This window comes from Streptomyces sp. (assembly GCF_019510245.1).
In the GTDB taxonomy this organism is placed as follows: domain Bacteria; phylum Actinomycetota; class Actinomycetes; order Streptomycetales; family Streptomycetaceae; genus Streptomyces.
Genome location: NZ_JAEKKT010000168.1, coordinates 1 through 24478, shown reverse-complemented (window position 1 = coordinate 24478; position 24478 = coordinate 1). Strand labels below are relative to the sequence as shown.

Genomic DNA, 24478 nt, shown 5'->3' with positions numbered 1-24478 from the left:
GTCAGGCCTCGCTCTGTGCGCCGGACCGTGACCGCGCCACGATCGAGGAAGCGGTGAAGTTGACCGCCAGGGTGAGCAGGAACAGCGCCAGGCCCGCCGCCATCAGCGCCGACATGCCGAAGGTCGAGGCATCGCCGTAGTGCAGGGCGATGAGGGAGGAGACGGAGTTCGAGCCGGTCTGCAGGATGTGCGGCTGGATCGTGAAGACCGGGGAGATGATCAGGTAGACCGCGATGGTCTCGCCGAGGGCGCGGCCCAGGCCCAGCATGGTGCCGCCGATGATCCCGCCCATGCCGTACGGCAGCACGACCGCGCGGATCATGCCCCAGCGGGTGGCGCCGAGCGCGTAGGCACCCTCCCGTTCGCCGGCCGGTGCCTGCGCGAACACCTCGCGCATCACCGAGCACTGGATCGGCGCGACCATCAGCGCGACGACGATCCCGGCGACGAAGGTGGAGGCGGTGTAGACGCTCTGCGAGGCCAGCGGTTCGCCCGGCTGGGTGCCGTCGACGTGCAGGAACGGTATCCACCCGAACCAGTCCGACAGCCAGCGGGAGAGGCCGATGACGTGCTGCTGGAGGAAGAACAGGCCCCACAGGCCGTAGACCACGGACGGCACGGCGGCCATCAGGTCGACCATGGAGACGAGCGTGCGGCGCAGCGGGCGGGGCGCGACGTCCGAGATGAACAGGGCGGTCCCGAGGGCCAGCGGCACACTGATCGTGACGGCCACGGCGGCGATGAGCAGGGTGCCGGTGAGCACGGCCGCGATGCCGAAGCGGTGTACGTCCGGCTGCCATTCGGCGGTGGTGAGGAAGCCCCAGACCCCTCTGGTCCGCAGCGCCTGTCCGGCCCGGAGCAGCAGGAACAGCCCTACGGCAGCCATGATGGCGAGGACGATGACCCCGGAGGCCGTCAACTGGACCCGGAAGATCCGGTCCCCGAGCCCCCGGGCGGCCGACAGCTGCCTGGGCACGGGTCTTTCGGATTCCGCCCCTGCGGAACCCTTGAGCGCGGACACCACTGTGCCCCCCCCTATACGGAAACGAATGGCCCCCTACGCGGCTCCAACGGGTTGCCGCGCGGGTCGAGTCAATGGCCGGTTCCTTGCGCACCAACGCGTCGAAGGTGGAGCGCAGGTGAACCGTTCATGCCATTTCGGTGGGGGAGATGTGGGTGCCTGTGTACTGGAGGGTCAGGCGGGACGAGGCTCTTCCGGCACCCGCGCCGCCCAGGAGCCGGGCGGGCACGGCGAGTTCGGTCAGGTCGCGGTCGTCCGGGCGGGACGGGGACAGTCGTACCACCCTGTGCGGCCGGGCGTGGCCGGATATGGCCAGGTGTGAAGAACCGGGGTACGGGGCTCAGTCCCGGGCCGCCTGGTCCAGGGCTCTCCTGGCGGCCTGCTCGTCCTGTCCCAGCAGCGCCTTCTCCAGGCTGTGGTCGTCGTGCCGGGAGAAGCGCTCGCCCTCGGCGACGTCCTCCTTGCTCAGCACCCGCCCGCACCACTCGCCCTGGTCGCCGGTGCGGTCGTCGAAGGGCACGGCCCCGCCCTCGCCGAGGACCGCCCAGCCGCCCTCGTGCCAGCGCAGGGCCAGCAGGTAGGTGTGGCCCACCTGGAGGCGGGGCGCGTCGGTGGCCATCTCGGCGACGCGGGTGCCGCTGGACCGGTAGACCTCCCAGCCGGGGGCGACCAGGTCGAAGGCGGAGCCGAGGGCGTGCCGGGGCGAGGGGCGCGACCACAGCGTGCTGTCGGTCCGGAAGCTCACCAGCCGGTCCATCGCGTACGCCACGGCACCCTTGGGGTACGTCCGCCGGTTCGTCTCCCGCTCCCCGGTCGGGCCGGCGATCACCACGTGGTCGGCGTACGACACCCAGTCCTTCGCGGTCTGCGAGGGATACAGGTCCGCCGAGGTCCCGCACCCCGGCACCGACTCCAGCCCCGGCCGGCCGACCAGCACCCCGGCGACGACGCCGACGGCGGCCAGCAGCGCGGCGAACGGCCGCCCCGGCCCGCGCCGAGGCATGGCGAATCGTTCCCTCATGATGGTGAAGCCCCCCGTGTTCCCCGTCGTTCCCCGTTTCCCCTGTGCGGCGGCGGAGGTGGTCAGGATCCGCGGGCCGCGTTGATCACTTTAGGTACGGCCGAACGAAAGTGAACAAGGATCACCTTGGCCCGGCACAGAACTGTGACGCGGGCCCGGGAGGGCGGCGGTGGCCGGGCGGCTCAGCAGCCCTCGCGGGTCGCGGCGAACTCCAGCCGGGCGTGGTCGTCCGCGGCCAGGGCGTCGGCGTAGACCGAGCTGCTGACCTGGTACCAGACGTCGTCGCGCCCCCGGTCGCCGTTCACGTCGTCCAGCTCCACGCACCACTTCTCGGTGCGGACGGTCTTCCGGTAGGTCTCGGTGCCGCGGTGGACCTTGGTGCAGGACCGGTACCGCTCGGTCGTGTACCAGGTCCGGGTCCTCCGCTTGCTGCCGGACCCGCTGCTGGAGGTGTGCCGGACCCGGCGCGTGGCGGTGGAGCACTTCTTGACCAGGCGGGGGCGGGTGGCCCGGGTGGTCCTCGCGGTGACGTGCCGGACGGTGTCCTTCAGCCCGCGGACGGTGTCGTCCTGGGCGGAGGGGGTGCCGGCGGAGCCGTTCCCGGTCCCGGTGTCCGTGCCGGGGTTCGTCCCGGTGTCCGTCCCGGTGTTCGTGCCGTCCTGTCCGTAGGTGACGCCGTCGTCGACCCCGTTCCCGTCGCCGCCCCCGGAGCACGCGCCGAGCGTGCCGATCAGAATCGCGATGGCGGTGCTCACTATGAGCCGCTTTCCGAACATGAATCCCCCCTTGAGAACCGTATCGATCACCGCTCGGTGATCGCGCCGATTCTGCACGAGCCCCGGTGCGGGGGCGGGGCGGGACGGGTATAGCGTCGCGCAGTGGACTGACCTGACCCGTTTCGTCCCCGACCGAAGAAGGGTGAGCCGGATGGCCGAGCTGACTGTGGGCCGGCTGCTGACGTCGTGGCAGCTGGACGTGCCCGCGTTGCTGCTGGTCGTGGCCCTGGGCGGGCTGTACGGCTGGGGTGTGCGGCTCGTGCGCGCCGGGGGCGGGTCCTGGTCGCCGGCCCGGTCCGCGGCCTTCGCGGTGCTGGGGCTCGGGGCGCTGGTCGTCGCGACGATGTCCGGCCTGGCCGTCTACGACCATGTGCTGTTCTGGCCCGCGGCCGTGCAGAACATCCTGCTCGACCTCCTGGCCCCGCTCGGCCTGGCCCTCGGCGACCCGCTGCGGCTGGCGGTGGAGGCGCTGCCGCAGGGCGCGGCGGCGCGGGTCCGCCGTGCGATGACCGGGCGCGTGGTCCGCCTCCTGACCTTCCCCCTGGTCAGCACGGCCCTCGTCCTTGCCACCGAGCTCACGGTCTACTTCACCCCGTACTTCGCCACCGCACTGCGCGTGGGCTGGCTGCACGAGCTGATGTACCTGCACCTGCTGGTGGCGGGCTGCCTCTTCGTCGTGCCGGTCCTGACCCGTGAGGAGACCCTGCCCGCCTGGTGCACCCATCCGGTGCGGGCGGCCCTCGTCTTCCTGGACGGCGTGATCGACGCGGTTCCCGGAGTCGTCGTGATGACGCACGGCACGCTGATCGCCGGCGCGTGGTACCTGCACCACCATCCGTCCTGGGCCCCCGACGTCCGGCACGACCAGCAGATCGGCGGCGGCGCGATGCTCAGCATCGCCGAGCTGGTCGCCCTGCCGTTCCTGCTGGCGCTCCTGTTCCAGTGGGCGCGGGCGGAACGCGTCCAGACGGCCGCCCTCGACCGGCACCTGGACGAGCAGCTCGCCGCGGTCCCCGCGGCCTCCCCCGCAGCCACGGCGGCCACGGTCGCCGGCCCCGCCGCCCCGGCGGCCGACCGGGTCCGCCCCTGGTGGGAGACGGAGGAGAACGAGGTGGCCTCGAGGATCCGGCGGCAGCACGGCGAGAAGTGACGACCGGGTGCCCGCTCTCCGCCGGTGCCGACCCGCGCGGGGTCAGGCGGTGGCGAGGGACACCTCGGTCGCCTTGATGAGCGCCACGACCGGCGCACCGGCCGTCAGGCCGAGATCGCCGACCGCGTCCCTGGTGATCGCCGCGGTGAGGTCCTGGCCTCCGTCCACGGCGACCCTGACCGTGGCCATCGCCCCGCCGGTGGCCACGTCGCTGACCGTGCCGGGCAGCTGGTTGCGGATGGACACGCCCGGCACCCGGCCGGTGGCGAGCGCGACCTCGGTGGACTTGACCATCGCGCGTACCGCCGAACCCTCGGCGAGCCCCAGCTCCCGGACCGCCTCCAGGGTGATCGCGGCGGTGAGTTCCTGGCCGCCGGCGACCCGGACCTTCACGGTCGCCATCACCTCGCCCGGGGTGACGGCGGTGACGGTGCCGGGGATCTGGTTGCGGATGCTCAGGCTCATGACGGGCCGCCTAACAGAGGGAGGGGGGAGGGGCGGATTGTCGGGATTCGTCCCTACGTCGACTCCACAAGTTAGCCGTTCGGGAGCGGCGCGCCCGTCAGGAACCGCCCTCGGCCTGTTCGCCCGTGGTCCGGCGGTCCGCCTCGTCCCTGACCAGCATGGCCAGGAGGGAGGCGACGGTGAGGCCGTCACCGGCTTCGGCGGGGTGGCGGAGCACCTTGTCCGGGTCGATGCGGTACTGGTTGGTGCGGCCGTTGCGGGTGTGGGAGAGGTAGCCGTCCGCTTCCAGGTCCGAGATGATCTTCTGGACGGCGCGTTCGGTGAGCCGGCAGCGGGCCGCGATGTCGCGGATCCGGGTGTTGTGGTCGTCGGCGATGCTGGCCAGGACGCGTGCGTGACTCGTCAGGAACGTCCAGCCGGTGTGCGGCTCGGGAACTCCGTGGACTCCCACCATGGGCCACATCGTACGGCCGTCTGTTCCCGCACACAAAAACGTGAAATGCAGTACGCGTATGCGTTGACGTGTTCGGGCGGGGCGGGCGGAGGAGGAGGCGGCCCGCGGACGGTCAGGAGGCCACGTGCTGCACACGCCCTGCGCACGGCCCGCTGCGCGCACCCCCTGCGCACACCCGTGCGCGCGCCTTTGCTCCCGCCGCCGCGCACGCACCGCATCACCCCGGCTGCGCTGGGTACGTGAAGCCCATGAGAGTGGGCCTGGTGGACGCGGGATCGAACACGGTCCGGCTGGTGGTGACCGACGCGACGGGCGGGGTGCCGCTGCCGGTGCACACCGCCAAGTGGAAACTCCGCCTGTCCGAACAGGTCGGAGCCGACGGGTACTTCGGGGAGAGGGCCACCGAGCAGCTGGTCGAGGCGCTGCGCAAGGCCGTCGAGATCGCCCGCCGGTGGGGCGCCCCGGAACCCCTGGCGTTCGCCACCGCCGTCGTACGCAACGCACCCGACCGCGTGGCCGTCCTGCGGACCGTGGCCCAGGACGCCGGGATACGGCTGTGCGTGCTGCCCGGCGAGGTGGAGGCCCAGCTGACCTTTCTCGGCGTCCGGCGCTGGATGGGCTGGCGGGCCGGTCCGCTGGCCGTCTTCGACATCGGGGGCGGCTCCTTCGAGGTGGCCTTCGGGCGGGGCCGGATGCCGGAGTTCGCGGTCTCGCTGCCCCTCGGGGCGGGCCGGCTGACCAACGAGTTCCTGGGCCACGAGGGGCCGCCGACGGCGGACGAACTGCGCGAACTGCGCCGCCGGGCCCGCCATCAGCTGCGCGACGCCACCGCCCGCATCCGCTGGGAACACCCGCACACCGTCGTCGCCACCTCCCGCACCTTCCAGCAGCTGGCCCGGCTGTGCGGCGCGGCCCCGGGGCGGGACGGCCCGTTCGCCGAGCGGATCCTGTGCCGGGGCGACCTGCGCCGGGCGATCGACCGGCTGGCCGCCCTGCCGGTGACGGAGCGCGCCGGCCTGCCCGGCATCTCCGCGCCACGGGCCCGGCAGAGTCTCGCGGGAGCGGTCGTCGGCCACACCGCGATGAAACTGAGCGGGGTGAAGAAGCTTGCGATCTGCCCCTGGGCCCTGCGCGAGGGCATCCTGCTGCGCTACCTGGAGGACGGCGCCGACTGGTGGGCCGACATGGAGGCGGCGCACGGCACGAACCGGGACGCGAACCGGGACGGCGCGAACCGGGACGGGGACCGGGACGGCGCGAACCGGGACGGGGACCGGGACGGCGCGAACCGGGACGGGGACCGGTACGGCGACCGGGACGGGTCGGTCGCGAGGGCCGTCAGCCTGCTGCCACTGCGGAGCGCCCCGCAGACGACACCGACCGCCTGACCTCGACCGCCCGACCCCGTCGGCGTTTCCCGCCGTTCAGCGGCGCAACCCCAGGGCCTCGGCATCCGCGTAGCGGGCCTGGGGCCCGGTTCTCGTCCGCTCCGGACGAGTTGGTCGTACGTGGCGTGCAATCGGCGTGGGACAGCGAACTGCCTTGATCTGGCCGCAGCCGCAGCCGCAGCCGCAGCCGCAGCCGCAGCCGCAGCCGCAGCCGCAGACGGTGGCGACGGCGCCGGCGTCGAGTCGTACATCACGCCCTCGGCGGTTCGGCTGCTGCCACGAGCAACTGCCCACCCCCCGAAGGCCGCACCGGCCCCGTGCGGCCAAGTCGCCCGGTGGGCAAGGCGGATGAGGAGCCCGAGTACGATCACCATGACCTCGGTCTCTCACCGTCTCCCCGGCGCGATGGAGTTGCCATGACGACCAACCCACAGCCGTCTCTGCCGATAGACACCAGCAGGGCACACCCGGCGCGGGTCTACGACTGGCTGCTCGGAGGCAAGGACAACTACCCGGTCGACGAGGCGGTCGGTGCGAAGCTGCCGCCCGAGGCGAGGGACGCCGCCCGGCAGAACCGCCAGTTCATGCACCGGGCGGCGGCGTGGCTGGCCGGGCAGGGCGTCGACCAGTTCCTGGACATCGGCACCGGAATCCCCACCGAGCCGAACCTCCACCAGATCGTGCAGAACGTCGTGCCGTCGGCCAAGGTCGTCTACACCGACAACGACCCGATCGTCCTCCGGCACGCCGAGGCGCTGCTGATCAGCCGCCCCGAGGGGGCGACCGACTACATCCAGGCCGACGTGCGCGACCCGGAGGCGATCGTCCGGCACGCCCGGCACGTCCTGGACTTCGACCGCCCGGTCGCCCTCTCCCTCATCGCGCTGATGCACTTCATCAGCGACGAGCAGGGCGCCCACGGCATCGTCCGGGCCCTCGTCGACACGCTGCCGTCCGGCAGCTACCTGATCCTGTCGCACGCCGCGTCCGACCTGTACCCGGAACTCGTCGAACAGGTCGTCGCCGAGTACGCCCGGGGCGGCATCCGGCTCGCCTTCCGCACCCGCCCCGAAGTGGAGCGCTTCTTCGACGGCCTGGACCTCGTGTCCCCCGGCCTGGTGACGGCGACCCAGTGGCTCGGCTCCGCCCCGGCTCCGGCCCCGGAGCCGGACGCCGGCATCTACGCGGGAGTGGCCCGCATCCGCTGAGCCCCGGCGTAGGCCGACGGACCTGCGGGGCGCCGCGCCGCGCTCTCCGCAACGGGCGTTTCGACGCCGGGCCGGACGCCGCCGGATGCGTCGCGATCAGTGCGGCGACGGCGTTCCGCGACGACGCGGGATGGTCCGCGTGCGCACGCGGCGTCGAGGCGGAGCGAGGCACTGCCGACAACGGGGACGAGGCTCACCCGCCGAGTGCCGTCCGGGCCACGGGGTCACGCGGGGCTGGCGAGCGATGCCTGCGCCACGGCCGTTCCGGCCCGGAGCGCTGCGACCGGATCGGGCGCCATGTCGAGCTCGATGAGGACCGTGTCGGCTCCGGGGGTGCGGGACATGGCGGCCGCCCAGCCGCGCCAGTCCACGACACCCTTGCCCAGTTCCGTCATGTACGGCTGCTGCCGGGCGTACACGGTTTCGTCGATGGTGAGGTGCTCGTCGAGGGGGCCGACCGCGTCCTTCCAGTGCGCCAGGGCGATCCGGGGTGCGTGGCGACGGGCGACGGCCACCGGGTCACCGCCGCCGAGGGCGATATGGCAGGAGTCGGGGCACAGCCAGACGTACTGCGGGTCGGTGAGGGCCATGAACAGGTCGATGTCCCGCTCGTACCAGAGGGTGCTGTTGGACTCGGTGTGCAGGGCCAGTCTCACGCCGTGCCGGGCGACGGCCTCGCCGACGGCGTGCGCCACGTCGGCCATCCGGTTCATGTAGGCGGCGTCGACGAAGAAGGGCGGGCGGGTCCCGAACGTCCTGCGCATGGGCAGTCCGGTGACGAGGAGGCCGGCCCCGGCCTCGGCGAGGAAGGCCGCGCGGCGCTCCGCGTCGGCGACGATCGTCGGGAGACTGCCGTCGTCCCGCCAGTCGGGTGCGTCGCTGCCGGCGATGAAGGCGCTCACCACCGACAGCCCGCGGGCCGCCAGCTCGTGCCGGAACGCCGACGGGCTGCCGAACGCGCGAAGCGCCGAGCCGATGTCCCCGGGCGCGAAGGTCAGCTCGATGCCGGTGACACCGGATTCGGCCAGCGCGTCCATCACCCGCTCCCAGAAGGCCACGGGGTGGGTGAGGGCCCGGTCGCGCACGGCGTCGGCGGAGTCGAGCCCCCAGAAGTCGGGATGGTAGAAGGTGATGATGTCGGTGGCGAAGCGCGGTGTCACCTGGATCCTCCTCGGGCGTTGTAGACGGCGACCTCGTCGGCGTCGACGGCCTCCCGGTAGGCGCGGAACACGGCCAGCGCCTCGTCGCGGAGCACGTCGCGTACGACCTCGATGCCGCGGGCCTCGAACTGTTCGGCCCAGTCCGCGCCGAGCGGGCCTTCGTCGAAGGTGGTGATCTCCTCCAGCTCCGGGCCCTGCCCGGCGACCACGAGACCGCGCACCCCGGACCACATGGTGGCGCCGTAACACTGGACGCACGGCCGCCAGTTGACGACGAGTTCGTGTGCCGGCAAGCCGTGGCCGCCCAGGTCCCAGCCGCCGGTCGCCGTCTGCGCGAGCCCGAGGGCGACGACCTCGGCATGGGCGCTGGAGACACCGGAGGCGAGGACGACGTTCACGCCCACCGAGACGATCCGGCCGGTGTCCTGCTCGGCGACGAGCGCGGCGAACGGACCGCCGTTGCCCTCGCGCCAGTTGCGGTCGGCCAGCCGGTGCACGAGCCGCATCCGGTCCGCCCGGTCGGGTACGACGGCGGGCACGTCGGCCAGCTCGTCGTCGATCCACGCGGGCAGCGAGACACGGAACTCCCTGGAGATGTCGATCATGTTCAGACCTTCTGTCGAGGGGTGGTGAGCGCGGACTTCCGCCGACGGGCGGTGTGCGCGGTGACGGCTTGGGCGGCCCGGACGGCGGTCACGGCGCCCGTCAGGGTGACGTTCGCGGCCATCGCCGTGGGGATCACGCCGTTGCCGGCGAGGTACAGGTTGTGGTGGCCCCAGACCCTGCCGTCCGGGCCGCACACGCTGGTGCCGTCGTCGGCGAGGCCGGAGCGGACGGTACCGGTCAGATGCAGTGAGGAGCCGGGAGGCAGCAGGGCGCTCTCGGTCGCGGGGTCGAAGGGGCCGAACTCCTCGGCCAGCGAGCGGACTTCGTCCTGCGCCCGGCGGATCAGCGTCCGGTCGGCGGCGGAATGGGCGAACTCGACACCGATCCGGGGCATCCCGGCGAGGTCCCTGTCCGACTCCGAGAACACCAGCCGGTTCTCCGGACGCGACTCGACCGGGACGTACAGCGAGATGCCGACCGAGTGGGCGAGCCGCCGGCCCGCCTCGTCCACGTACGTACGGTTCATGATCTGGCCGTGGAAGGGCTGCGCGGTGCCGTTGTGCGGCAGCCACAGGGAGTCGGTGCTGCACTCGCCGGGGCGCGGCAGCGGCAGTGCGTCGAGGCCGATGCCGAACCGGTCGAGGTCGAGCAGTACCTGGGCGGTGACGAAGGCGTGCTCGTTGAGCCGGCGGCCCAGCGCGGGCGGGCGGATGCCGGAGGCGAACAGCAGTTGCGGAGTGCGCAGCGCGTCGGCGCACACCACCACGGCGTCCGCGTCCAGGTCCGACTCGAAGCCGTCGGCGACCCGGCGCAGACGGCCGCCCGCGACCCTGCCGCCCGCGACCCGGAGCCTGGTGACGAGCGTGCCGGTGACCAGGGTGAAGGCCGGGTCCGTGCCCGTCGCGAGCGGCGGGAAGATCGTTGCGGGGGCCGTGCGCGGCATGGGACCGGCGGTCGTCGGCGTGACGGCCATGGGCATCGGCTGCGGGCTCCGGTCGGCCGGTCCGATGCCGTCGTAGCGGCGGCGCAGTACGTCGAGGACCACCTGCCCGATCCCGGTAGGGCCGATCGCGGCCGGTGCGACCGCGAGGAGCCGGTGTGCGGTGTCGAGGTCCCTCGCCCAGCCGGCCGGGTCTGCGAAGTCGAACACCTCGTGCCCGGCCGGCCAGGGTGTCGCGGCCGTCCAGTGCACGCCCATGCCTCCCACGTTCCACGCGAGCGCCGCCCGGGGCATCGCCTCGGCGTCCTCCCCGAAGGCGAGCGCGTGGTACATGCCGGGCGGCAGGGAGGCGAGACCGCCGGGTACCTCGCGCCCCACCTCGGCCCCCGTGTACATGCCCTGGATGCCGGTGGCGACCTGCTCGTTGTAGCGGGCCCACAGGGCGGGGTCGTCGAGATCGTGCAGATGCCGGCCGGGCGCGTCGCCGATCGCGGTGCCGGCGTCGACCATCGTGATCCGCAGCTCCGGATCCGAATCGCGCAGCAGCCGGGCCACGACGGCGCCCATGATGCCGCTGCCCACGATCAGGACATGGGCGTGGGGGGTGTGGGTCACAGAAGACTCCGTAGGTCGGTGGATCGGTGACGCGAGGGATCAGAGGCTCGGCACGAGGGGGCCGAACAACTCGGTGTCCATGCGGTCGAGTGCCAGCTTCACGGCGCCGACGAGGGCCGCGTCGCGGCCCAGGGCGGTGGCCCGCAGCTCGACCGCGGGGGTACGGGCGGCGCGCAGCGCCTCGCGCACCCGGGGCAGCAGCACGTCGGCCGCGTCCTCCAGACCGCCGCCCAGCACGATCAGGGACGGGGCGACCGTCCAGGACAGGGTGGTGAGGATCGTGGCGATGTGTGCCACCAGTTCGTCGACCTCGGCGAGCGCGCTCGCCTCGCCCGCCCGGGCGGCCTCGAAGCGGCCCAGCGCGATGGCGCGGCGGTCCGGCTCCGGTGAGGTGAGCCAGGCGACCGGCCGGTGCGCGACCGAGTCCGTCGGCATCGACACCGCCTCGACGATCTCGCCGGCCGCTCCGTCGAGGCCCCGGTGCACCGATCCCCGGATGAGGATGCCGAGGCCGGTCCGGTTGCCGAGCACCGCCCATACGACGTTGTCGTGGTCACCGGCCACGCCGCGCCAACGCTCCCCCAGGGCGCCGAGGTTGGAGTCGTTGTCCGCGAACCAGGGCACCCCGATCCGGCGCGTGAGTTCCGCGGGCAGATCCACGCCCTCCCACCGGGTCGTGTGCACGAGCCGCCGCACCACTCCGTCGTCGTCGATCGCGCCACCGCTCGCCAGCGCACCGGCGCGCAGCCGCTCGACCGATCCGCCCGCGTCCTCCAGCGCTTCGCGCACCAGCGTCGCCGCGTCGTCGAGCGAGGCCCGCGGGTCCAGGTAGGAGCGCAGCGGGCGGTGTGCGCGGCCGACGATACGGCCGCGCACATCGGCGACGACCGCGGACACGTTCTCCGTGGTGATCTGAGCCGCCGCCAGCAGGGCGTGCTCGGCCCGCAGTTCGTAGCGTCGCGCGGGCCGGCCCGCGCAGCCCCGGGTGGGTATCCGGTCGAGTTCGGCCACCCATCCGGCCGTCAGGAGGGAGTCCAGGATCAGCTCTATGGTGCGCCGTGACAGCGTCGTCCGCTCGGCCAGGGCGGTGAGCGTCGTCGGCCCGGCCGACACCGCCAGCGCCCGCAGGATCACGGAGGTGTTGACCCGGCGTACCGCGCTCTGGTTCATCCCCGACATCAGTACGCCTCCGCCGCTGCCGCCGGGACCACGGGGTCGTACCCGCCCGTGATGTCGGCGGCGGGCGCGGCGCCGGGGCGGCCGTACTCGCGTGCCGTATCGCCCGGCTCCCCGGTGGCCGGTGTCCAGGACGGCCGTCGTCCGTGCACGAACCCGACGAGATCCGCGTGCATCAGCGCGGCCAGCTCCCGGGGCGGCTGCGGGCCGAGTGCCGCCCTGACGCCCGGTGCGTCGAGGACGTCGTAGAAGAACGGGATGTCGATGCAGTGCGTGGCGCCGCCGGTGGTCGGGGAGGGCCATTCGAAGGAGTACAGCCAGGTGCCGGCGGTGGCCTTGCGCCGGAGGCGTGCCACGCGCGGGCAGGCGGCGCGGAAGAGGGTGTCGGTGACCCGGGTGCCCGTGGCGCGGGCCGGCCGCGGCCCGGCGCCCGTCGCGCCGGCGGGCCGCGCCGTCCGGTCCGTGACGCGCGTGAACTCCGCCGGGACGCCGCCGTCGAACTCGTCACCGGTCGCCCCGAGCAGGAGCGGTACGTCCAGCCCGTGCCCGGTGAGCCCTTGGGCGAGGGGCACCGGCAGAATGTCGTCACCCGTGACCGGCCCGAGCACCAGCGCCTCCTCGCCTCTCACATCTCTTACAGCCTCCTGCAGTTGTGCCACGCCGATCGCGCTGAATCCCTCCCTCGTCGCCGGCCCACCGAACCGGCCCCCGAGTCGTTCCAGGAAGCCGTGGACGGTGTCCCTTCCCACCTCGAAGAAGCCGCCCGAGATGCTCACCGCCCGCTCGAAGCGCCCCCGGGCGGCCGGTGACGACAGCAGCGCCAGCACCGCCGCGCCCCCGGCCGACTGCCCGGCGAGGGTGACCCGTCCCGGATCGCCGCCGAACGCGGCGATGTTCTCCTGTACCCAGTCGAGAGCGAGCAGGATGTCGCGCAGCCCGAGATTGGCCGGTACGCCGTCCAGCGGCGCGAATCCGTCCACGCCCAGCCGGTATCCGACCGTCACGGTGACGACCCCGTCGCGGGCGAAGGAACGCCCGTCGTACCAGGGGCTCGCCGGGCTCCCCGCGAGGAAGCCGCCGCCGTGGATCCACACCAGGACCGGGCAGTGCTCGGCGTCGACCGGGGCCACGACGCCCAGGTTCAGCACGTCGTCACCCGGCACGGACGGTTCTGGGATCGTGGTCGTCGCCGACAGCGGCACCGCCTGCGCGGTCGGGCCGTGGCGGGACGCGTCGTACGGCTCGGCGAACCGGCCGCGCGCGACCGGCGGCGCGAACCGCCGGGTGCCGACGGGCGCTTCGGCGTACGGGATGCCGAGGAAGCGCCGGACCCTGCCCGCACGGCGCCCGATGACCGTGCCCGCCGGGGCCCGCACCATGTCCGTCGTGATCACCGCATCCCCGTTCCCGCGATGCCCTGCACGAAGTACCGCTGGAGGCACAGGAAGAGCGCCAGCACCGGCAGCATCACCACGATCGCGCCGGCCAGCAGCAGACCGTAGTCGGTGACGTGCGCGGCGGCCTGGCTGGTGGCGGCGAGGCCCACCGGGAGCGTGTAGGTCGACATGCTCTGGGCGACGACGAGCGGCCAGATGAAGTTGTTCCACGAGTACAGGAACGACATGATCGTGATCGTCGCGACCGCGGGACCGGCCAGCGGCAGGAAGATCCGGAAGAAGATCCGGAACTCGCCCGCGCCGTCGATCCGGGCGGCTTCCAGCAGCTCGTCGGGGATCGACAGAGCGTACTGGCGCATGATGAACACCGACAGCGGCAGCGCCATGGAGGGCAGCGCGATACCGGTGAGGGTGTCTGCCAGCCCCATGTCGACGGTGATCACGAACTGGGTGATGAACACCGAGGTGACCGGCACCGTCATCGCCGCCATGACCGCGCCGAACGTGAGCCGCCGGCCCGCGAAGTCCAGTTTGGCGAGGGCGTATCCGGCGGCCGAAGCGGCCACCACGTTCCCGGCGACCACCATGACCGCGACGACGATGCTGTTGACCAGGAACCGGCCGAAGCCCTGCGTCCGGAACAGCCGGACGAAGTTGTCGAGGGTGGCGTGGTGCGGGAGCCAGGCGCCGGGGTCGGCGCGGATCTCGTCGAGGCTGCGCAGCGAGCCGCTGACCACCCACACGAACGGCAGCAGCGTGAGCAGCGCGCACAGCAGCAGCGCGCCGTAGAGCAGGGGCTGGGAGAGGGACCGGCGGCGTACGGCGGCCCGGTCGGCGGCGGTGGTGTCGGCGCTCTGGTACGTGGCTACGGCGGTCATGAGCGGGGCCTCAGCAGTCGGAACTGGACGGCACTCACCAGGGCGACGAGGACGATCATCACGAAGGACGCGGCCGAGGACACGCCCAGCTCGCCCACACCGAACTGGTGGTAGGTGTACAGCGCGACCGACTCGGTGGAACCGAGCGGGCCGCCGTCGGTGAGCAGATACGGCTCGTCGAACACCTGGAGGTAGAAGACGGTCAGCAGCACGGACACCATCAGGGTGGTGGGCATCAGCATCGGCAGGGTGATGTGCCTGAGCTGCCGCCATCGGCCGGCCCCGTCGAGGGCGGCCGCCTCGTACACGTCCCGCGGGATCGCCTGCAGCCCGGCGAGGAACAGCACCATCGCCGTGCCGAAGTTGCGCCAGACGCCGAGCGCGATGACCACGGGCATGGCCAGGTGGGTGTCGTCCAGCCAGTTCGGCCCGGCCAGGCCGACGGCGGCGAGCACGCTGTTGACGGTGCCGTTCTCGTTGAAGGCGTACCGCCAGATCAGCGCGATCGCCACGACGTTGGTGACGACCGGTGCGAAGAAGACCGTGCGGAACGTGCCGCGCAGCCGCCGGATGCCGGAGTCCAGGGCGAGGGCCAGCGCGAACCCGGCCGCCATGGTCAGCGGAACGCCTACGGCCACGAACAGCGCGGTGTTGAGGATGTCCCTCAGGAAACTGTCGTCCTGGAACAGCCGGACGTAGTTGTCCAGACCGGTGAAGTTGACGGCGAGCGGATGCCGCAGGTCCGAGCCGCGCAGGTCGGTGAGGCTGAAGCCGAGCGCGGAGAGGGCGGGGACGGCCGTGAAGAGCAGGAAGAGCAGGGCGAACGGCGCGAGGAACAGCCAGCCGACGGCCGTCCGGCGGGTCCTCACTGCGCTCCCGTGCCGAGACTCTCGGCGTAGGCCTGCACGTTCGCCGCCGCCTTCGCCGCGCTCTCGGTGCCCTTGGCCACGGCCTCCATCTCCTTGCCCAGCCGGGTGGCGACCTGCTGCCAGGTGCTCACCTGCGGGAACGCCCGCGTGTTCTTCAGCTGGGTCAGGAAGGCGTCGAGCAGCGGCTGGCCCTTGATGGACGGGTCGTCCCAGGCGGAGACGACGGCCGGCAGCGAGCTGTACGCCTTGTACTGCGCGACCTGGGTGCTGGGCTTCGTGAGATACCGGACGAACTTCCACGACGCGTCGGCGTTGCCGGCGTCGGCGAGTACGCCCCAGGTGCCGCCCGCCGAGAACGACACGTTGCCCGAGGAGCCCGCCGGCAGCGGGGCGGTGGCGACATGGGACGCGGTCCAGCCGGTCTTCTTCGCAGCGGCGTCGAGCTGTCCGACGACCCACGGGCCGGTGATCATCATGGCCGTCCTGCCGGACACGAAGTACGGCTGCGCGTCCAGGAAGGTCGGTCCGCTCGTGTCGGCGACCTTGGAGGTGAAGAACGACGCGTTGTACGTGAGCGCGTCGGCCATGGCCGGGGTGTCGAGCGTCCACTTCCCGCCGGAGAGCAGCGAGCCGCCCGCCTGCCAGGCGTACATGGCGGCGTCCTGGCCGTTGAAGACGTCCCAGCCGATGTCGGCCCCCAGTCCGTGCGCCGCCCCGGCGCCCTGGAGCGCCTTGAGGAAGGGCACCATCCCCGCCCAGGTCGTCGGCGCCGTGACGCCTGCCTTCTTCGCGAGGTCGGAGCGGTAGACGAGTGCGTAGGTGTACGCGTACCAGGGGACCGTGTAGGCGACGTCCTTGACCACACCGGCGTCCCACAGGCTGGTGAAGAAGGACCGGGGGTCGACCAGATCGTCCGGCACGGCCCGCAGGATCGACGGGTCGAGGAACTGTGCCTGGGACTCCGGGAAGAACTGGGCGACGTCCGGTCCCTTGCCCGCGGCGATCGCCGACTGGAGCTTCGTGTAGTACTCGGCGTTCGGGATCAGCGTGAACTTCACCGTGAGTTTCGGGTTCGCGGTCTTGAACGGCGTGATGACCTTGTCCAAAACGTCCGCGTCGCCCTGGGCGGCCCAGACGTTCAGGGTGCCGGTGGCCGGGGAGTCGTCGATGGGCGTGGCGGAGGACTTGGCGGCCGTGGTCGCGTCCCCACGGCCACAACCGGTGAGGGCGCCGGCGCCGAGCAGCGCCAGGCCGGCGGTCAGCTTCAGGGCACCGCGTCTGGAGGGGAGGGACATTCGGGGGCTCCTGGATTTCGCGGGAAAGCAGCGTTATCGCTGACTGCGAAGCTACGAACGCCGTGTTGCACGGGCGTGGCCGAGCCATCACGAATAATTTCGGAACTTGTAGCGAAATCGACGGGCGCCGGGCAGGAGCGCGATGTCGAGGAGCGCGACGGCTCTGCGCGCTGTGGTCCGCGCTGGGTGAGGTCGTGATCGCCGTGTCCGTCACGGAACTCGGAGCCACCGTCCCTCGCCGGTACCGCGAAGGGCGGGGCCGAAGGCCCCGCCCGATCCGCAGGAAACTCTGGCTCGGCGCCAAGCCGCGCAGTGCGGCCGATGCCCTGCCTCATGCGGCCGACGTCGGGTCCGATTCGTCGCGTCGGGGCAGGGCGGCGGAGCGGGAGCCGACCAGGAGCAGGCACAGCACCGCGACCCCCGCGACGACGCCGGTGAGGATGAGCAACGGGTCGAGGGGACGGGCCGTGGCGGCGGTGGTCCGTGTGTCCACAGTGGTGGGTGTTCCGATGGCGGTGGGAGAGGGTGAGGGGGAGGGCCGGTCGTCCGTGCCGGGCGCTGCGGCCTTGCCGCTGCGGTCGGCGTGAGCGGCCGGTGCGGCGGGGGCCGTGGACCGGGGCTCGGTGGTGTGCAGAGCGGCCGGGGCGGAGGCGGCGTGCTGGTGGGCGGTGGGGTGGCTGCTGGGGGCGGGGGTGGCGGGGGCCGCGGCCTTGACGACGAGCACGGCGGTCATGCCGGGATGCACCGTGCACTCGTAGTCGTACGTCCCCGGTGCGCTGAACGTGTGGCTGAAGACGCCGCCCCTGTTCAGCATCGAGGACTGGAACGAGGCGGGGCCGGAGACGGTCTTCACGTTGTGCGGGGCCTGGTCCCGGTTGACCCAGGTGACGGTGTCCCCGGCGGTGACGGTGAGGGAGCGCGGGCTGAAGGCGTAGCCGGACATGACGATCTGGTGCGTCGTCGTCGCCCGTGCCATGGCGGCGGGCAGAACGACGCCCGCTGCCGTGAGGAGCAGGCCGGTCAGGACGGCGCGCAGGGCGTTCCGGGCGGTCAAGGCGGTCAGGCGGGGCATGTGAACTCCGCGGCGACGAGCAGACGGACGCGGTCTGCGGGGCGGGTGCGGGGGAGGGTCAGGCCGGTCGCGCGGTGCAGCGGACGGTACGGCAGGCGGAGGACGCCGAGGACGAGGAGCGCGTCGTCCGTGCGCTCGACGACGCGCAGGGTCAGCACGGCCGGGGTGGGGGGCCCGTCCCGCAGGGCGAGATTTCCGACCGCCTTCAGCCGGGAACCGTGGTCCTCCGACGCGACGGTCGTGCTGACGAAGGTGAACCGCGCTCCGTGCAGCGGGCGCCCGGTCAGCTCCAGGCTCAGCGCCCAGTGTTCAGGCTCCGGCGTGACGGTGAGGCTGGCGTCCGCGGCGACGAGCCGACGGCGCAGGGTGACCAACGGGCCGATCCTGCCGGTCAGTTCGACGATGCAGCGGTCGGGCGCGGCGGTGTAGGCGCCGGGGCGCGGCAACCGGTCGGGGCCGGCCGGGGGCGGGGGCAGGACGGCGGTGGGAAGGGCTTTGGTGGTCATCTCGGGCACCTCGGTGGGCGGGCGGAGTGACGGGAAGGACAATGGAGGGGTGGCGGGCCGGCCGACTGCGACTCGGCCGGCCCGCCACGCCCTGCCGACCGTGGTCAGCAGGAGTTGGTGACGTAGTCCTCGGTCGGGGCGAGCAAGTGCTCGGCCCACACGGTGTGCATCTTGACGTAGGCGTCCGGGTCGAGGAGGTCCGTGACCTGCTGGCTCAGCGACTCCTCCAGATGGGCGGAGTTGATGTGCTGCAGAAGCACGGTGAGGGTGTCGTCGCCCACGGAACCCACTCCGTTGATGGCCGGAGTGAGGATGGATTCGACCCACACGGTGTGCATCTTGAGGTAGCTGTCGAGCTGGAGTGCGTCCTGGATCTGCTGGCCCGGCGACTCCTCCAGGTGTGCCTTGTCGATGTGCTGGAGGATCGGCAGCAGGACCTGCTGGATGCTGACGCACTGCTCGGAGCCGCCGTCACCGCTGCCGCCGCTGCTCCCGCCGCTGGAGCCGCCCGAGCTGCTGCTTCCGCCGCTGGAACCGCCGGAGGCCGAGCCGCCGGTACTGCCCCCGGTGGAACCGCCGGTCGAGCCGCCGGTCGAACCGCCTGTGGAACCGCCGGTGGAGCCCCCCGTGCTGCCGCCGGTCGAACCGCCGGTGGAGCCCCCCGTGCCGCCCCCGCTGTCGGCGGCCACCGTGATGGAGGCGGTCATGTCGGGGTGGACGGCGCAGTAGTACTCGTAGGTGCCCGCCTTGGTGAAGGTGTAGGACCAGCTGTCGCCCTTGTTCAGCGTCCCGGAGTCGAACTTCGCCGGGCCACTGGTGGTGGTGACCGTGTGCGGAACGGAGTCCTCGTTGATCCACTCCACGGTCTGGCCGACCTTGACGGTCAGGGACGGCTGGGCGAACTTGTAGCCCGTGATCTTGATGGTGTAGTCCGCGGCCTTGGCCGCCGTGGTCTTGGCCGCGGTGGGCTGGTCCATCGCCATCGAGTGTGCCTCGGCCGCGGGCGCGGCGGTCTGCGGAGCCGCGGCCCTCGCGGATGCCTGGAGCAGGCCGAGGCAGGCGACCGCGGCTACGCCCGCGCCCACGCCGGTGGCCAGCAGCACCCGGCTGCCGACCCGGGAGCGCCGGTGACGCGGCGGGGGAGCGGCGGTGGTGCTGTCAGTGCTGTCAGTGATGTCAGTGCCCATGGTGGTGCGTCTCCTTGCGAGATGGGGGCGGGAACAGCGGGTTGTGCGGGAAGGTGCCGATCAGCGCCCGGGGGCGGATGTGACCAGCACACTCGTCGCGGCGAGGACGGCGAGGACGAGCCCCGTCTCGGCCACGACCGAGTAGACGAAGGGCCGTACGGTGGCGCGGTCGCCACGCAGCAGGACGGCGATGTCCAGCCGGGTTCGCACCCAGGCGCGGCTGCTCTGGGCGATCAGCAGCACCACGGCCAGGACGGCGAGTTTCAGCAGCAGCAGGCGCCCGTACCCGGTGTCGACGAGTGCGCCGAAGGAACCGACGATCTGCCAGGTCAGCACCGATCCGGCCGCCACGATCGCGGTGACCGACACGCCTGCCAGCGTGGAGTAGCCGGAGACGGCGGCGGACAGCTCCTTCGGGCGGCGACGGGGCAGCACGCCGATCAGCAGGAGGGCCAGGCCGCCCAGCCAGAGCGAGACGCCGAGCAGATGGATCAGGTCGGCGACCTCCCCCCAACCCGGGTGCGTGCCCTCGGCGTTGTGCCCGGTCATGCCCGTCGTGCGCAGCAGGCCCAGGGCGACGGCGAGGAGTCCGACGCGCCAGCCCGGGGAACGGGCGGCCCGCTCACCGCCCTGGAGCAGGGCGGCCAGGACGATCGCGGCCAGCACCCACATCAGGACCCGGCAGGCGGCCACGATGCCGATCTCCGAGCCCAGCAGGTCGGTGTAGGTGGCCGACTTGAGCACGTCACCGAGCGTGCCCATGGCCCCGTAGGCGCCCTGCAGCCCTGGCCCGAGCAGGCTCGCCGTGAGTCCGGCGGCCCAGGCGAGGGTGAGGAGCCGGCGGGTACGGCGGTCCCCCGCGCCCTGTGGCCACAGCAGCGCGCAGAAGGCGAGCCCACCGACGTAGAGGGCGAGCGAGAGGTAGCCGACCCAGCGGGTCACGGTCCAGGCGGTGTACACGGACTCCGAGGGGCGCGGAGCGGCCTGGACGCCGGTCGCGTCGGCCTGGTCGACTCCGGACGCGGCGGAGTCCCCGGGCTTCGCCACCAGCGCGAAGGACAGGCTCCCCGACGTGGGATGACCGTCCTCCATGTCATGCACCCGCCATATGAGGGTGAGCCGGTCCGCACCGGTGTTCTTCGGGACGGTCACCTCGACGACATTGCCCTCGGCGTCGCCGTGGGCCGGCCGGGACAGGTTCAGCTGCTTCCGGTCCGCGGTGATGTGGACGTCGGCAAGCTCGACCTGCTCGCTGAAGGTCAGTCGGACCGTGGCGGGAGTGTGCGCGATCCGGTCGCCGTTCTCCGGTGCGGAGGAGGTCAGTTCGGTGTGGGCGGAGGCGGCGGGCGCGGCGAACAGCAGGGCCGCGAACGCCAGGAGAGCGGCGAGGGCGAGTCGGGGACCGCGCCGGCCTCTCACGGGAGCACCTCCGACAGCACCGAAGGTGACGGCGCCAGGCCCACGCACACCGACGACCGATCCCTGGTCGAGGACGGCGGCGCCGGCGACGGCGACGCCGCTGGTGAGGCGGCCGTGCCGAGCAGGCCGTCCAGCAGACCTGTGACCTGGCTGACGGTGCCGGTCAACAGCGGCCGCAACAGCCGCACTTCGCCCGTCGTGCAGCCGTTGGACGAGGACGGAACCGGGGACGGGGCGGGCGTGGGGGAGTCCGAGGCCGAGCCGGAGGGGGCAGGGGTGGGCATCGGCATGTCACCGGTGCTGCCCGTACCGCCCGTGCCATGACCGCCGGCGCCGGTGGAGGTGGTGCCGTCGCCCGCCGGAAGGACGTAACCGCCGCCTCCTGGCAGGCTGATGCCTCCCGAGCCTGCGCCCGAGTCCGCGCCGGAACCGGAGCCGCTGTCCACCGGACCGGAGCCGCTCGCCGCGGATCCCCCGGAGGGGCCGGCCGACGGCGGCGCGGCGGTGTCGACGGTTGAGGGCTGGGGTGTGCCGATGCCGGAGGCGTACCCGAGGACGACGATCACCGCGGCGACGAGTGTCCCTGCGACGATCTCGTCGCGATGGTCTCCCGGCCAGGCCGCTCTGGCGAACAAGGGCATGAGCCCCTCCTGACGCTGTGTGTGTACGGCAGTGACCAGGAGTGCACCAGAGTCGACGATTCCCGTCGGCTACACGTCAGTTAATCGCCCGTTTCCATGCCTCCCCATCAATCGGGTGTGACCTGTGAGGACGGACGTTCCCGCCGCAATGTGCGCATTGCATTCCGTGAAGAAAGCGAAGGCGCCGTGAATGCGAACATGCTTGGCATTTCGTTACTTCGCCGCACGGGACTTCGACGCGTCTGCCGTAGGAGGCGGCCGGCGGTCCGGCCAGGGACCGCCGGATCGTGCTCAACGCCACCGAGGCCCTGATCCCCCCACACCCGTGACCGTTCCCGCCGCCCGGGCGGCCGTCCCCTCCTCCCGCGCGGCACCCGTCCGCAGGTCGGCGGCGCCTTTCGACGAGGGCGCCGGGTCGATCCGTATCGTGGCGGCGTGTGCCGCGGGGCTCACGGCGAGGGCACCGGCCGCCTGTCCGTACTTGTTCCGATAGGCGGCGTCGATCGCGGAGGCGGGTCTGGTGTCACGGGTGTCCAGGAGGACGTCGCGGGTGACGGCCCCGACCCGGATCTGTCCGTGGCTGTGCCTGCGCGCCGCCTGGTACCAGCTGGAGCGGACCCCTCGGTAGGCGCGGACGTACAGCTCGCCGTCGACCAGGACCATACCGATCCCCACGCCGAGGTGACCGTCGTCACCGGCGGTCAGGACGAGGGATTCGGCCTCTGTGAGAAGGGCGAGATCCCCGGGTGTCCAGGTGGTCATCGCGGGAGGTTCTCCGTCCGGTCGCTGGTCGGCTGCCGGGTGGTCCATGAGGTGAGGATGCGCAGGGCGTCGTGCGAAGGGCTGCCGGATTCGGCGGTCAGGATCATCAGTCGCTGTCCGGAGCCGTCGGGGCTGGTCCAGGTGTCGCAGTCGAGGGTGAGGTCGCCCACCAGGTGGTGGCGGTAGTGCTTGGTGCCGTAACTGGCGCTGTTGACCCGGTGTTCGGCCCACCAGGTGCGGAAGTCGGGGTCCTGCACGGAGAGTTCGCCGACGAGCTGGGCGAGGTCGGGATCGTCGGGATCGGCCGCGGCCTCCATGCGCAGCGCGGCGACCGCTTCCCGGGCGTCGTGGGCCCAGTCCTGGTGCAGTTGCCGGACCACCGGGTTCGTGAACAGCAGCCGCAGGTAGTTGCGCCGGTTCGCCGGGAGGACGGCGAAGTCGGTGTAGAGGGCTGTGGCGGCGGGGTTCCAGGCCAGGATGTCGAGGCGTTTGCCAAGGACGAGCGCGGGAGTTTCGGTGAGCTGGTCGAGCAGACGCCGCATGGCCGGACGCAGGCGTTGGGCGGACCGGCGGCGGCGCGGGTGGGCGTCGCTTCGGCCGGCGAGTTCGTAGAGGTATCGCTGCTGGTCGTCGTCGAGGCGCAGGGCGCGGGCCAGGGTGGTCAGCACGGGTACGGAGGCCCGGACGCGGCCCTGTTCCAGTCGTGTGTAGTAGTCCACGCTGATGGCGGCGAGCTGGGCGACCTCCTCACGGCGCAGTCCGGCGACCTTCCGGGCGGAGTCCGTCTCGGGAAGGCCGCACTCCTGCGGTGTCAGCTGGGCCCGGCGGGCCTTGAGGAAGGCGCCCAGCGCCCGGGAGTCGGAGTCTGCGGTCATGCTCTCAAGTGTCAGTGCGCCGCGACGGTCACGGCACACGGGTGAGGGGGCAAGTTCTTTCCCAGGCAGAAACCTGGCTCTCCCGCGCGTGCGGAGACTGGCAGAACGTGGATGTGTGCCCGGCAGGGCGCGGGCCCCGAGTCCGCCGCGCCGGCGCGTTACACACGTCATCACGTCTCAGGGAGAGCTCCCATGGCCCGGACCACCGTCAGCTTCGACAGCGCCGGCATCCCGCTCGTCGGCCACCTCTACACCCCCGACACGCCGACGTCGGGTCCGCGCCCGGCGCTCGTGGTCGGTCACCCGGGCACCGGTGTGAAGGAACAGACCTCCGGCACGTACGCGCGGCGGATGGCCGAGCGCGGTTTCGTCACCCTCGCCTTCGACGCCGCCCACCAGGGCGAGTCCGGCGGCCTGCCCCGTGGCCTGGAAGACCCCGCCCAGCGGGTGGAGGACTTCAAGGCCGCCGTCTCCTACCTCGCCACCCGCGACGACGTCGACGCCGACCGGATCGGCCTGCTGGGCATCTGCGCCTCGGGCAGCTACTCGCTGGCCGCCACCGGCGGCGACCACCGCGTCAAGGCCGTGGCCACCGTGTCCACCGCCGAGCCCGCCCGCCAGTTCCGTCTCGGCGCCGACGGCACCCAGGACCCGGCCGTCTTCCAGGCCCTGCTGGACGCCGCCGCAGCGGCCCGCAACGCCGCCGCACGCGGCGAGGACCCCGGTACCATGGCCATGTTCCCGGAGACCGCCGAGCAGGCCCGAGCTCTCGGCGGCCGGCACGGCGTCGAAGGCTTCGAGTACTACTGCACCCCGCGGGGCCGGCACGAACGCTCCGCGAAGACCCTCGCCTGGGAGAGCATTGACAGGATGGCCTCCCACGACGCCTTCTTCGCCGTCCCGCTGATCGGTCCCCGCCCCATCCTCCAGATCATCGGCGACCGCGCCGTCACCGCCTGGATGGCCGTCGAGGCCCACCAGCGCGCCACCGGCCCCAAGGAGATCCACTGGATCAAGGGCGCCAGCCACGTCGACCTCTACGACAAGAAGGAGTACATCGACCCCGCCGTCGACAAGCTCACCGACTTCTACACCGCCCACCTCGTCACCGGCTGACGAGCACTGCGCGACGGGCATGGACCTCGTCGAGGACACCGACCGTGTCTCGGACGTTGCCAGGGCGTCGACGGTCGCCCCGCCCACCGCGCTGGACCGAAGGGGTGAGATATGGAAGAGCGTCGACGCCCACGGCATCCGGGTGCTGCCCTTCCACACCCCTGTGGACACGGGCGACCCGCTGCGGCGGTGGGCCCGCCGGACCAGCAGCCTCTGGGCGATGAGCAGCCGGGGGCCGGCGGCCTTCGGGGAGAAGCTGAGCGAACATCGACCGGCTGTTGCCCTGGGAGGCCGCCGGGTGCGGGTGCGCCCTGGCCGCCTGACGGCCCCTCCCGGCACCCAAAAGGGCGAGGCCCGAAGACCCCGCCCGATCCGCAAGAAGCCCCAGCTCAGGGCCACACCAGGCAATACGGCTGATGCCCCGCCTCATGCAACCGATGGCTGAAGTCCTGCCACTCGTGCAGCGATTGGGGGCGGGAGG

Annotated in this window: 24 protein-coding genes; 4 read left to right on the top strand and 20 right to left on the bottom strand. The window is 72.4% G+C overall.

What is annotated here, in order from left to right; translation table 11 throughout:
- Position 1 precedes the first annotated feature (1 nt).
- The 3 genes from pstC to JF597_RS32615 all read right to left on the bottom strand — a co-directional run bounded on the left by pstC (position 2) and on the right by JF597_RS32615 (position 2818).
- Positions 2 to 976 (bottom strand): phosphate ABC transporter permease subunit PstC, encoded by a 975-nt coding sequence (pstC, locus tag JF597_RS32625; RefSeq protein ID WP_294003530.1) that lies wholly within the window; start codon positions 974 to 976, stop codon positions 2 to 4.
- 385 nt (positions 977 to 1361) lie between these two features.
- Positions 1362 to 2024: a hypothetical protein gene (locus tag JF597_RS32620; protein ID WP_294003528.1), complete on the bottom strand. Its 663-nt coding sequence runs from the start codon at positions 2022 to 2024 to the stop codon at positions 1362 to 1364.
- 200 nt (positions 2025 to 2224) lie between these two features.
- Complete coding sequence (locus JF597_RS32615; protein WP_294003526.1) at positions 2225 to 2818, bottom strand: hypothetical protein; 594 nt, start codon at positions 2816 to 2818, stop codon at positions 2225 to 2227.
- 151 nt (positions 2819 to 2969) lie between these two features.
- Between JF597_RS32615 and JF597_RS32610 the strand changes: the two genes are divergently transcribed.
- Positions 2970 to 3968, top strand: a complete 999-nt coding sequence (locus tag JF597_RS32610) for a cytochrome c oxidase assembly protein (protein WP_294003524.1) — start codon at positions 2970 to 2972, stop codon at positions 3966 to 3968.
- A 42-nt stretch (positions 3969 to 4010) separates the two neighbouring features.
- Here the strand turns inward: JF597_RS32610 and JF597_RS32605 are convergent, their stop codons facing one another.
- Positions 4011 to 4433 (bottom strand): TOBE domain-containing protein, encoded by a 423-nt coding sequence (locus JF597_RS32605; RefSeq protein ID WP_294003522.1) that lies wholly within the window; start codon positions 4431 to 4433, stop codon positions 4011 to 4013.
- 97 nt (positions 4434 to 4530) lie between these two features.
- Positions 4531 to 4887, bottom strand: a complete 357-nt coding sequence (locus JF597_RS32600) for a helix-turn-helix domain-containing protein (RefSeq protein WP_294003520.1) — start codon at positions 4885 to 4887, stop codon at positions 4531 to 4533.
- A gap of 248 nt (positions 4888 to 5135) precedes the next feature.
- On the opposite strand from JF597_RS32600, the gene JF597_RS32595 reads away from it, so the two are divergent.
- On the top strand, positions 5136 to 6275 hold the full coding sequence (locus JF597_RS32595) for a Ppx/GppA family phosphatase (RefSeq protein ID WP_294003631.1): 1140 nt from the start codon (positions 5136 to 5138) through the stop codon (positions 6273 to 6275).
- Positions 6276 to 6691: 416 nt separating this feature from the next.
- Positions 6692 to 7483, top strand: coding sequence for an SAM-dependent methyltransferase (locus JF597_RS32590; RefSeq protein WP_294003518.1), 792 nt, complete (start codon positions 6692 to 6694; stop codon positions 7481 to 7483).
- 224 nt (positions 7484 to 7707) lie between these two features.
- On the opposite strand, the gene JF597_RS32585 is transcribed toward JF597_RS32590, so the two are convergent.
- The 15 genes from JF597_RS32585 to JF597_RS32515 all read right to left on the bottom strand — a co-directional run bounded on the left by JF597_RS32585 (position 7708) and on the right by JF597_RS32515 (position 22881).
- The gene (locus JF597_RS32585) at positions 7708 to 8643 is read right to left on the bottom strand and encodes a sugar phosphate isomerase/epimerase (RefSeq protein ID WP_294003516.1); all 936 of its coding nucleotides are present in this window, start codon (positions 8641 to 8643) and stop codon (positions 7708 to 7710) included.
- Positions 8640 to 9248: a nucleoside deaminase gene (locus JF597_RS32580; RefSeq protein ID WP_294003514.1), complete on the bottom strand. Its 609-nt coding sequence runs from the start codon at positions 9246 to 9248 to the stop codon at positions 8640 to 8642. The genes JF597_RS32585 and JF597_RS32580 overlap by 4 nt, the downstream gene beginning before the upstream one ends.
- 2 nt (positions 9249 to 9250) lie before the next feature.
- Positions 9251 to 10804 (bottom strand): GMC oxidoreductase, encoded by a 1554-nt coding sequence (locus JF597_RS32575; RefSeq protein WP_294003512.1) that lies wholly within the window; start codon positions 10802 to 10804, stop codon positions 9251 to 9253.
- Positions 10805 to 10843: 39 nt separating this feature from the next.
- Complete coding sequence (locus JF597_RS32570; RefSeq protein ID WP_294003629.1) at positions 10844 to 11974, bottom strand: ROK family protein; 1131 nt, start codon at positions 11972 to 11974, stop codon at positions 10844 to 10846.
- A gap of 8 nt (positions 11975 to 11982) precedes the next feature.
- The gene (locus tag JF597_RS32565; protein WP_294003510.1) at positions 11983 to 13374 is read right to left on the bottom strand and encodes a carboxylesterase family protein; all 1392 of its coding nucleotides are present in this window, start codon (positions 13372 to 13374) and stop codon (positions 11983 to 11985) included.
- Positions 13371 to 14255 carry a carbohydrate ABC transporter permease gene (locus JF597_RS32560; protein WP_294003508.1) on the bottom strand — a complete coding sequence of 295 codons (885 nt, stop codon included), beginning with the start codon at positions 14253 to 14255 and terminating at the stop codon, positions 13371 to 13373. The genes JF597_RS32565 and JF597_RS32560 overlap by 4 nt, the downstream gene beginning before the upstream one ends.
- Entirely contained in the window at positions 14252 to 15124 is an 873-nt protein-coding gene (locus JF597_RS32555; protein ID WP_294003506.1) for a carbohydrate ABC transporter permease, read from the bottom strand. The genes JF597_RS32560 and JF597_RS32555 overlap by 4 nt, the downstream gene beginning before the upstream one ends.
- Entirely contained in the window at positions 15121 to 16419 is a 1299-nt protein-coding gene (locus JF597_RS32550; RefSeq protein ID WP_294003504.1) for an extracellular solute-binding protein, read from the bottom strand. The genes JF597_RS32555 and JF597_RS32550 overlap by 4 nt, the downstream gene beginning before the upstream one ends.
- Positions 16420 to 16750: 331 nt before the next feature.
- Positions 16751 to 17491: a cupredoxin family copper-binding protein gene (locus JF597_RS32545; RefSeq protein ID WP_294003503.1), complete on the bottom strand. Its 741-nt coding sequence runs from the start codon at positions 17489 to 17491 to the stop codon at positions 16751 to 16753.
- Complete coding sequence (locus JF597_RS32540; protein ID WP_294003501.1) at positions 17479 to 17997, bottom strand: hypothetical protein; 519 nt, start codon at positions 17995 to 17997, stop codon at positions 17479 to 17481. Before JF597_RS32540 ends, JF597_RS32545 begins: the two co-directional genes overlap by 13 nt.
- Before the next feature lie 104 nt (positions 17998 to 18101).
- Positions 18102 to 19184, bottom strand: coding sequence for a cupredoxin family copper-binding protein (locus tag JF597_RS32535; RefSeq protein ID WP_294003499.1), 1083 nt, complete (start codon positions 19182 to 19184; stop codon positions 18102 to 18104).
- A 60-nt stretch (positions 19185 to 19244) separates the two neighbouring features.
- The gene (locus JF597_RS32530) at positions 19245 to 20603 is read right to left on the bottom strand and encodes a copper resistance protein CopC (RefSeq protein ID WP_294003497.1); all 1359 of its coding nucleotides are present in this window, start codon (positions 20601 to 20603) and stop codon (positions 19245 to 19247) included.
- Positions 20600 to 21244, bottom strand: coding sequence for a hypothetical protein (locus tag JF597_RS32525; RefSeq protein WP_294003495.1), 645 nt, complete (start codon positions 21242 to 21244; stop codon positions 20600 to 20602). The genes JF597_RS32530 and JF597_RS32525 overlap by 4 nt, the downstream gene beginning before the upstream one ends.
- A 291-nt stretch (positions 21245 to 21535) precedes the next feature.
- A complete protein-coding gene (locus tag JF597_RS32520; protein ID WP_294003493.1) occupies positions 21536 to 22006 on the bottom strand; it encodes a DUF2255 family protein in 471 nt (156 codons plus the stop codon).
- Positions 22003 to 22881: a helix-turn-helix transcriptional regulator gene (locus tag JF597_RS32515; RefSeq protein WP_294003491.1), complete on the bottom strand. Its 879-nt coding sequence runs from the start codon at positions 22879 to 22881 to the stop codon at positions 22003 to 22005. The genes JF597_RS32520 and JF597_RS32515 overlap by 4 nt, the downstream gene beginning before the upstream one ends.
- Before the next feature lie 192 nt (positions 22882 to 23073).
- Here JF597_RS32515 and JF597_RS32510 point away from each other — a divergent pair, with 192 nt between their 5' ends.
- Complete coding sequence (locus tag JF597_RS32510) at positions 23074 to 23997, top strand: alpha/beta hydrolase (RefSeq protein ID WP_294003489.1); 924 nt, start codon at positions 23074 to 23076, stop codon at positions 23995 to 23997.
- Positions 23998 to 24478 lie beyond the last annotated feature (481 nt).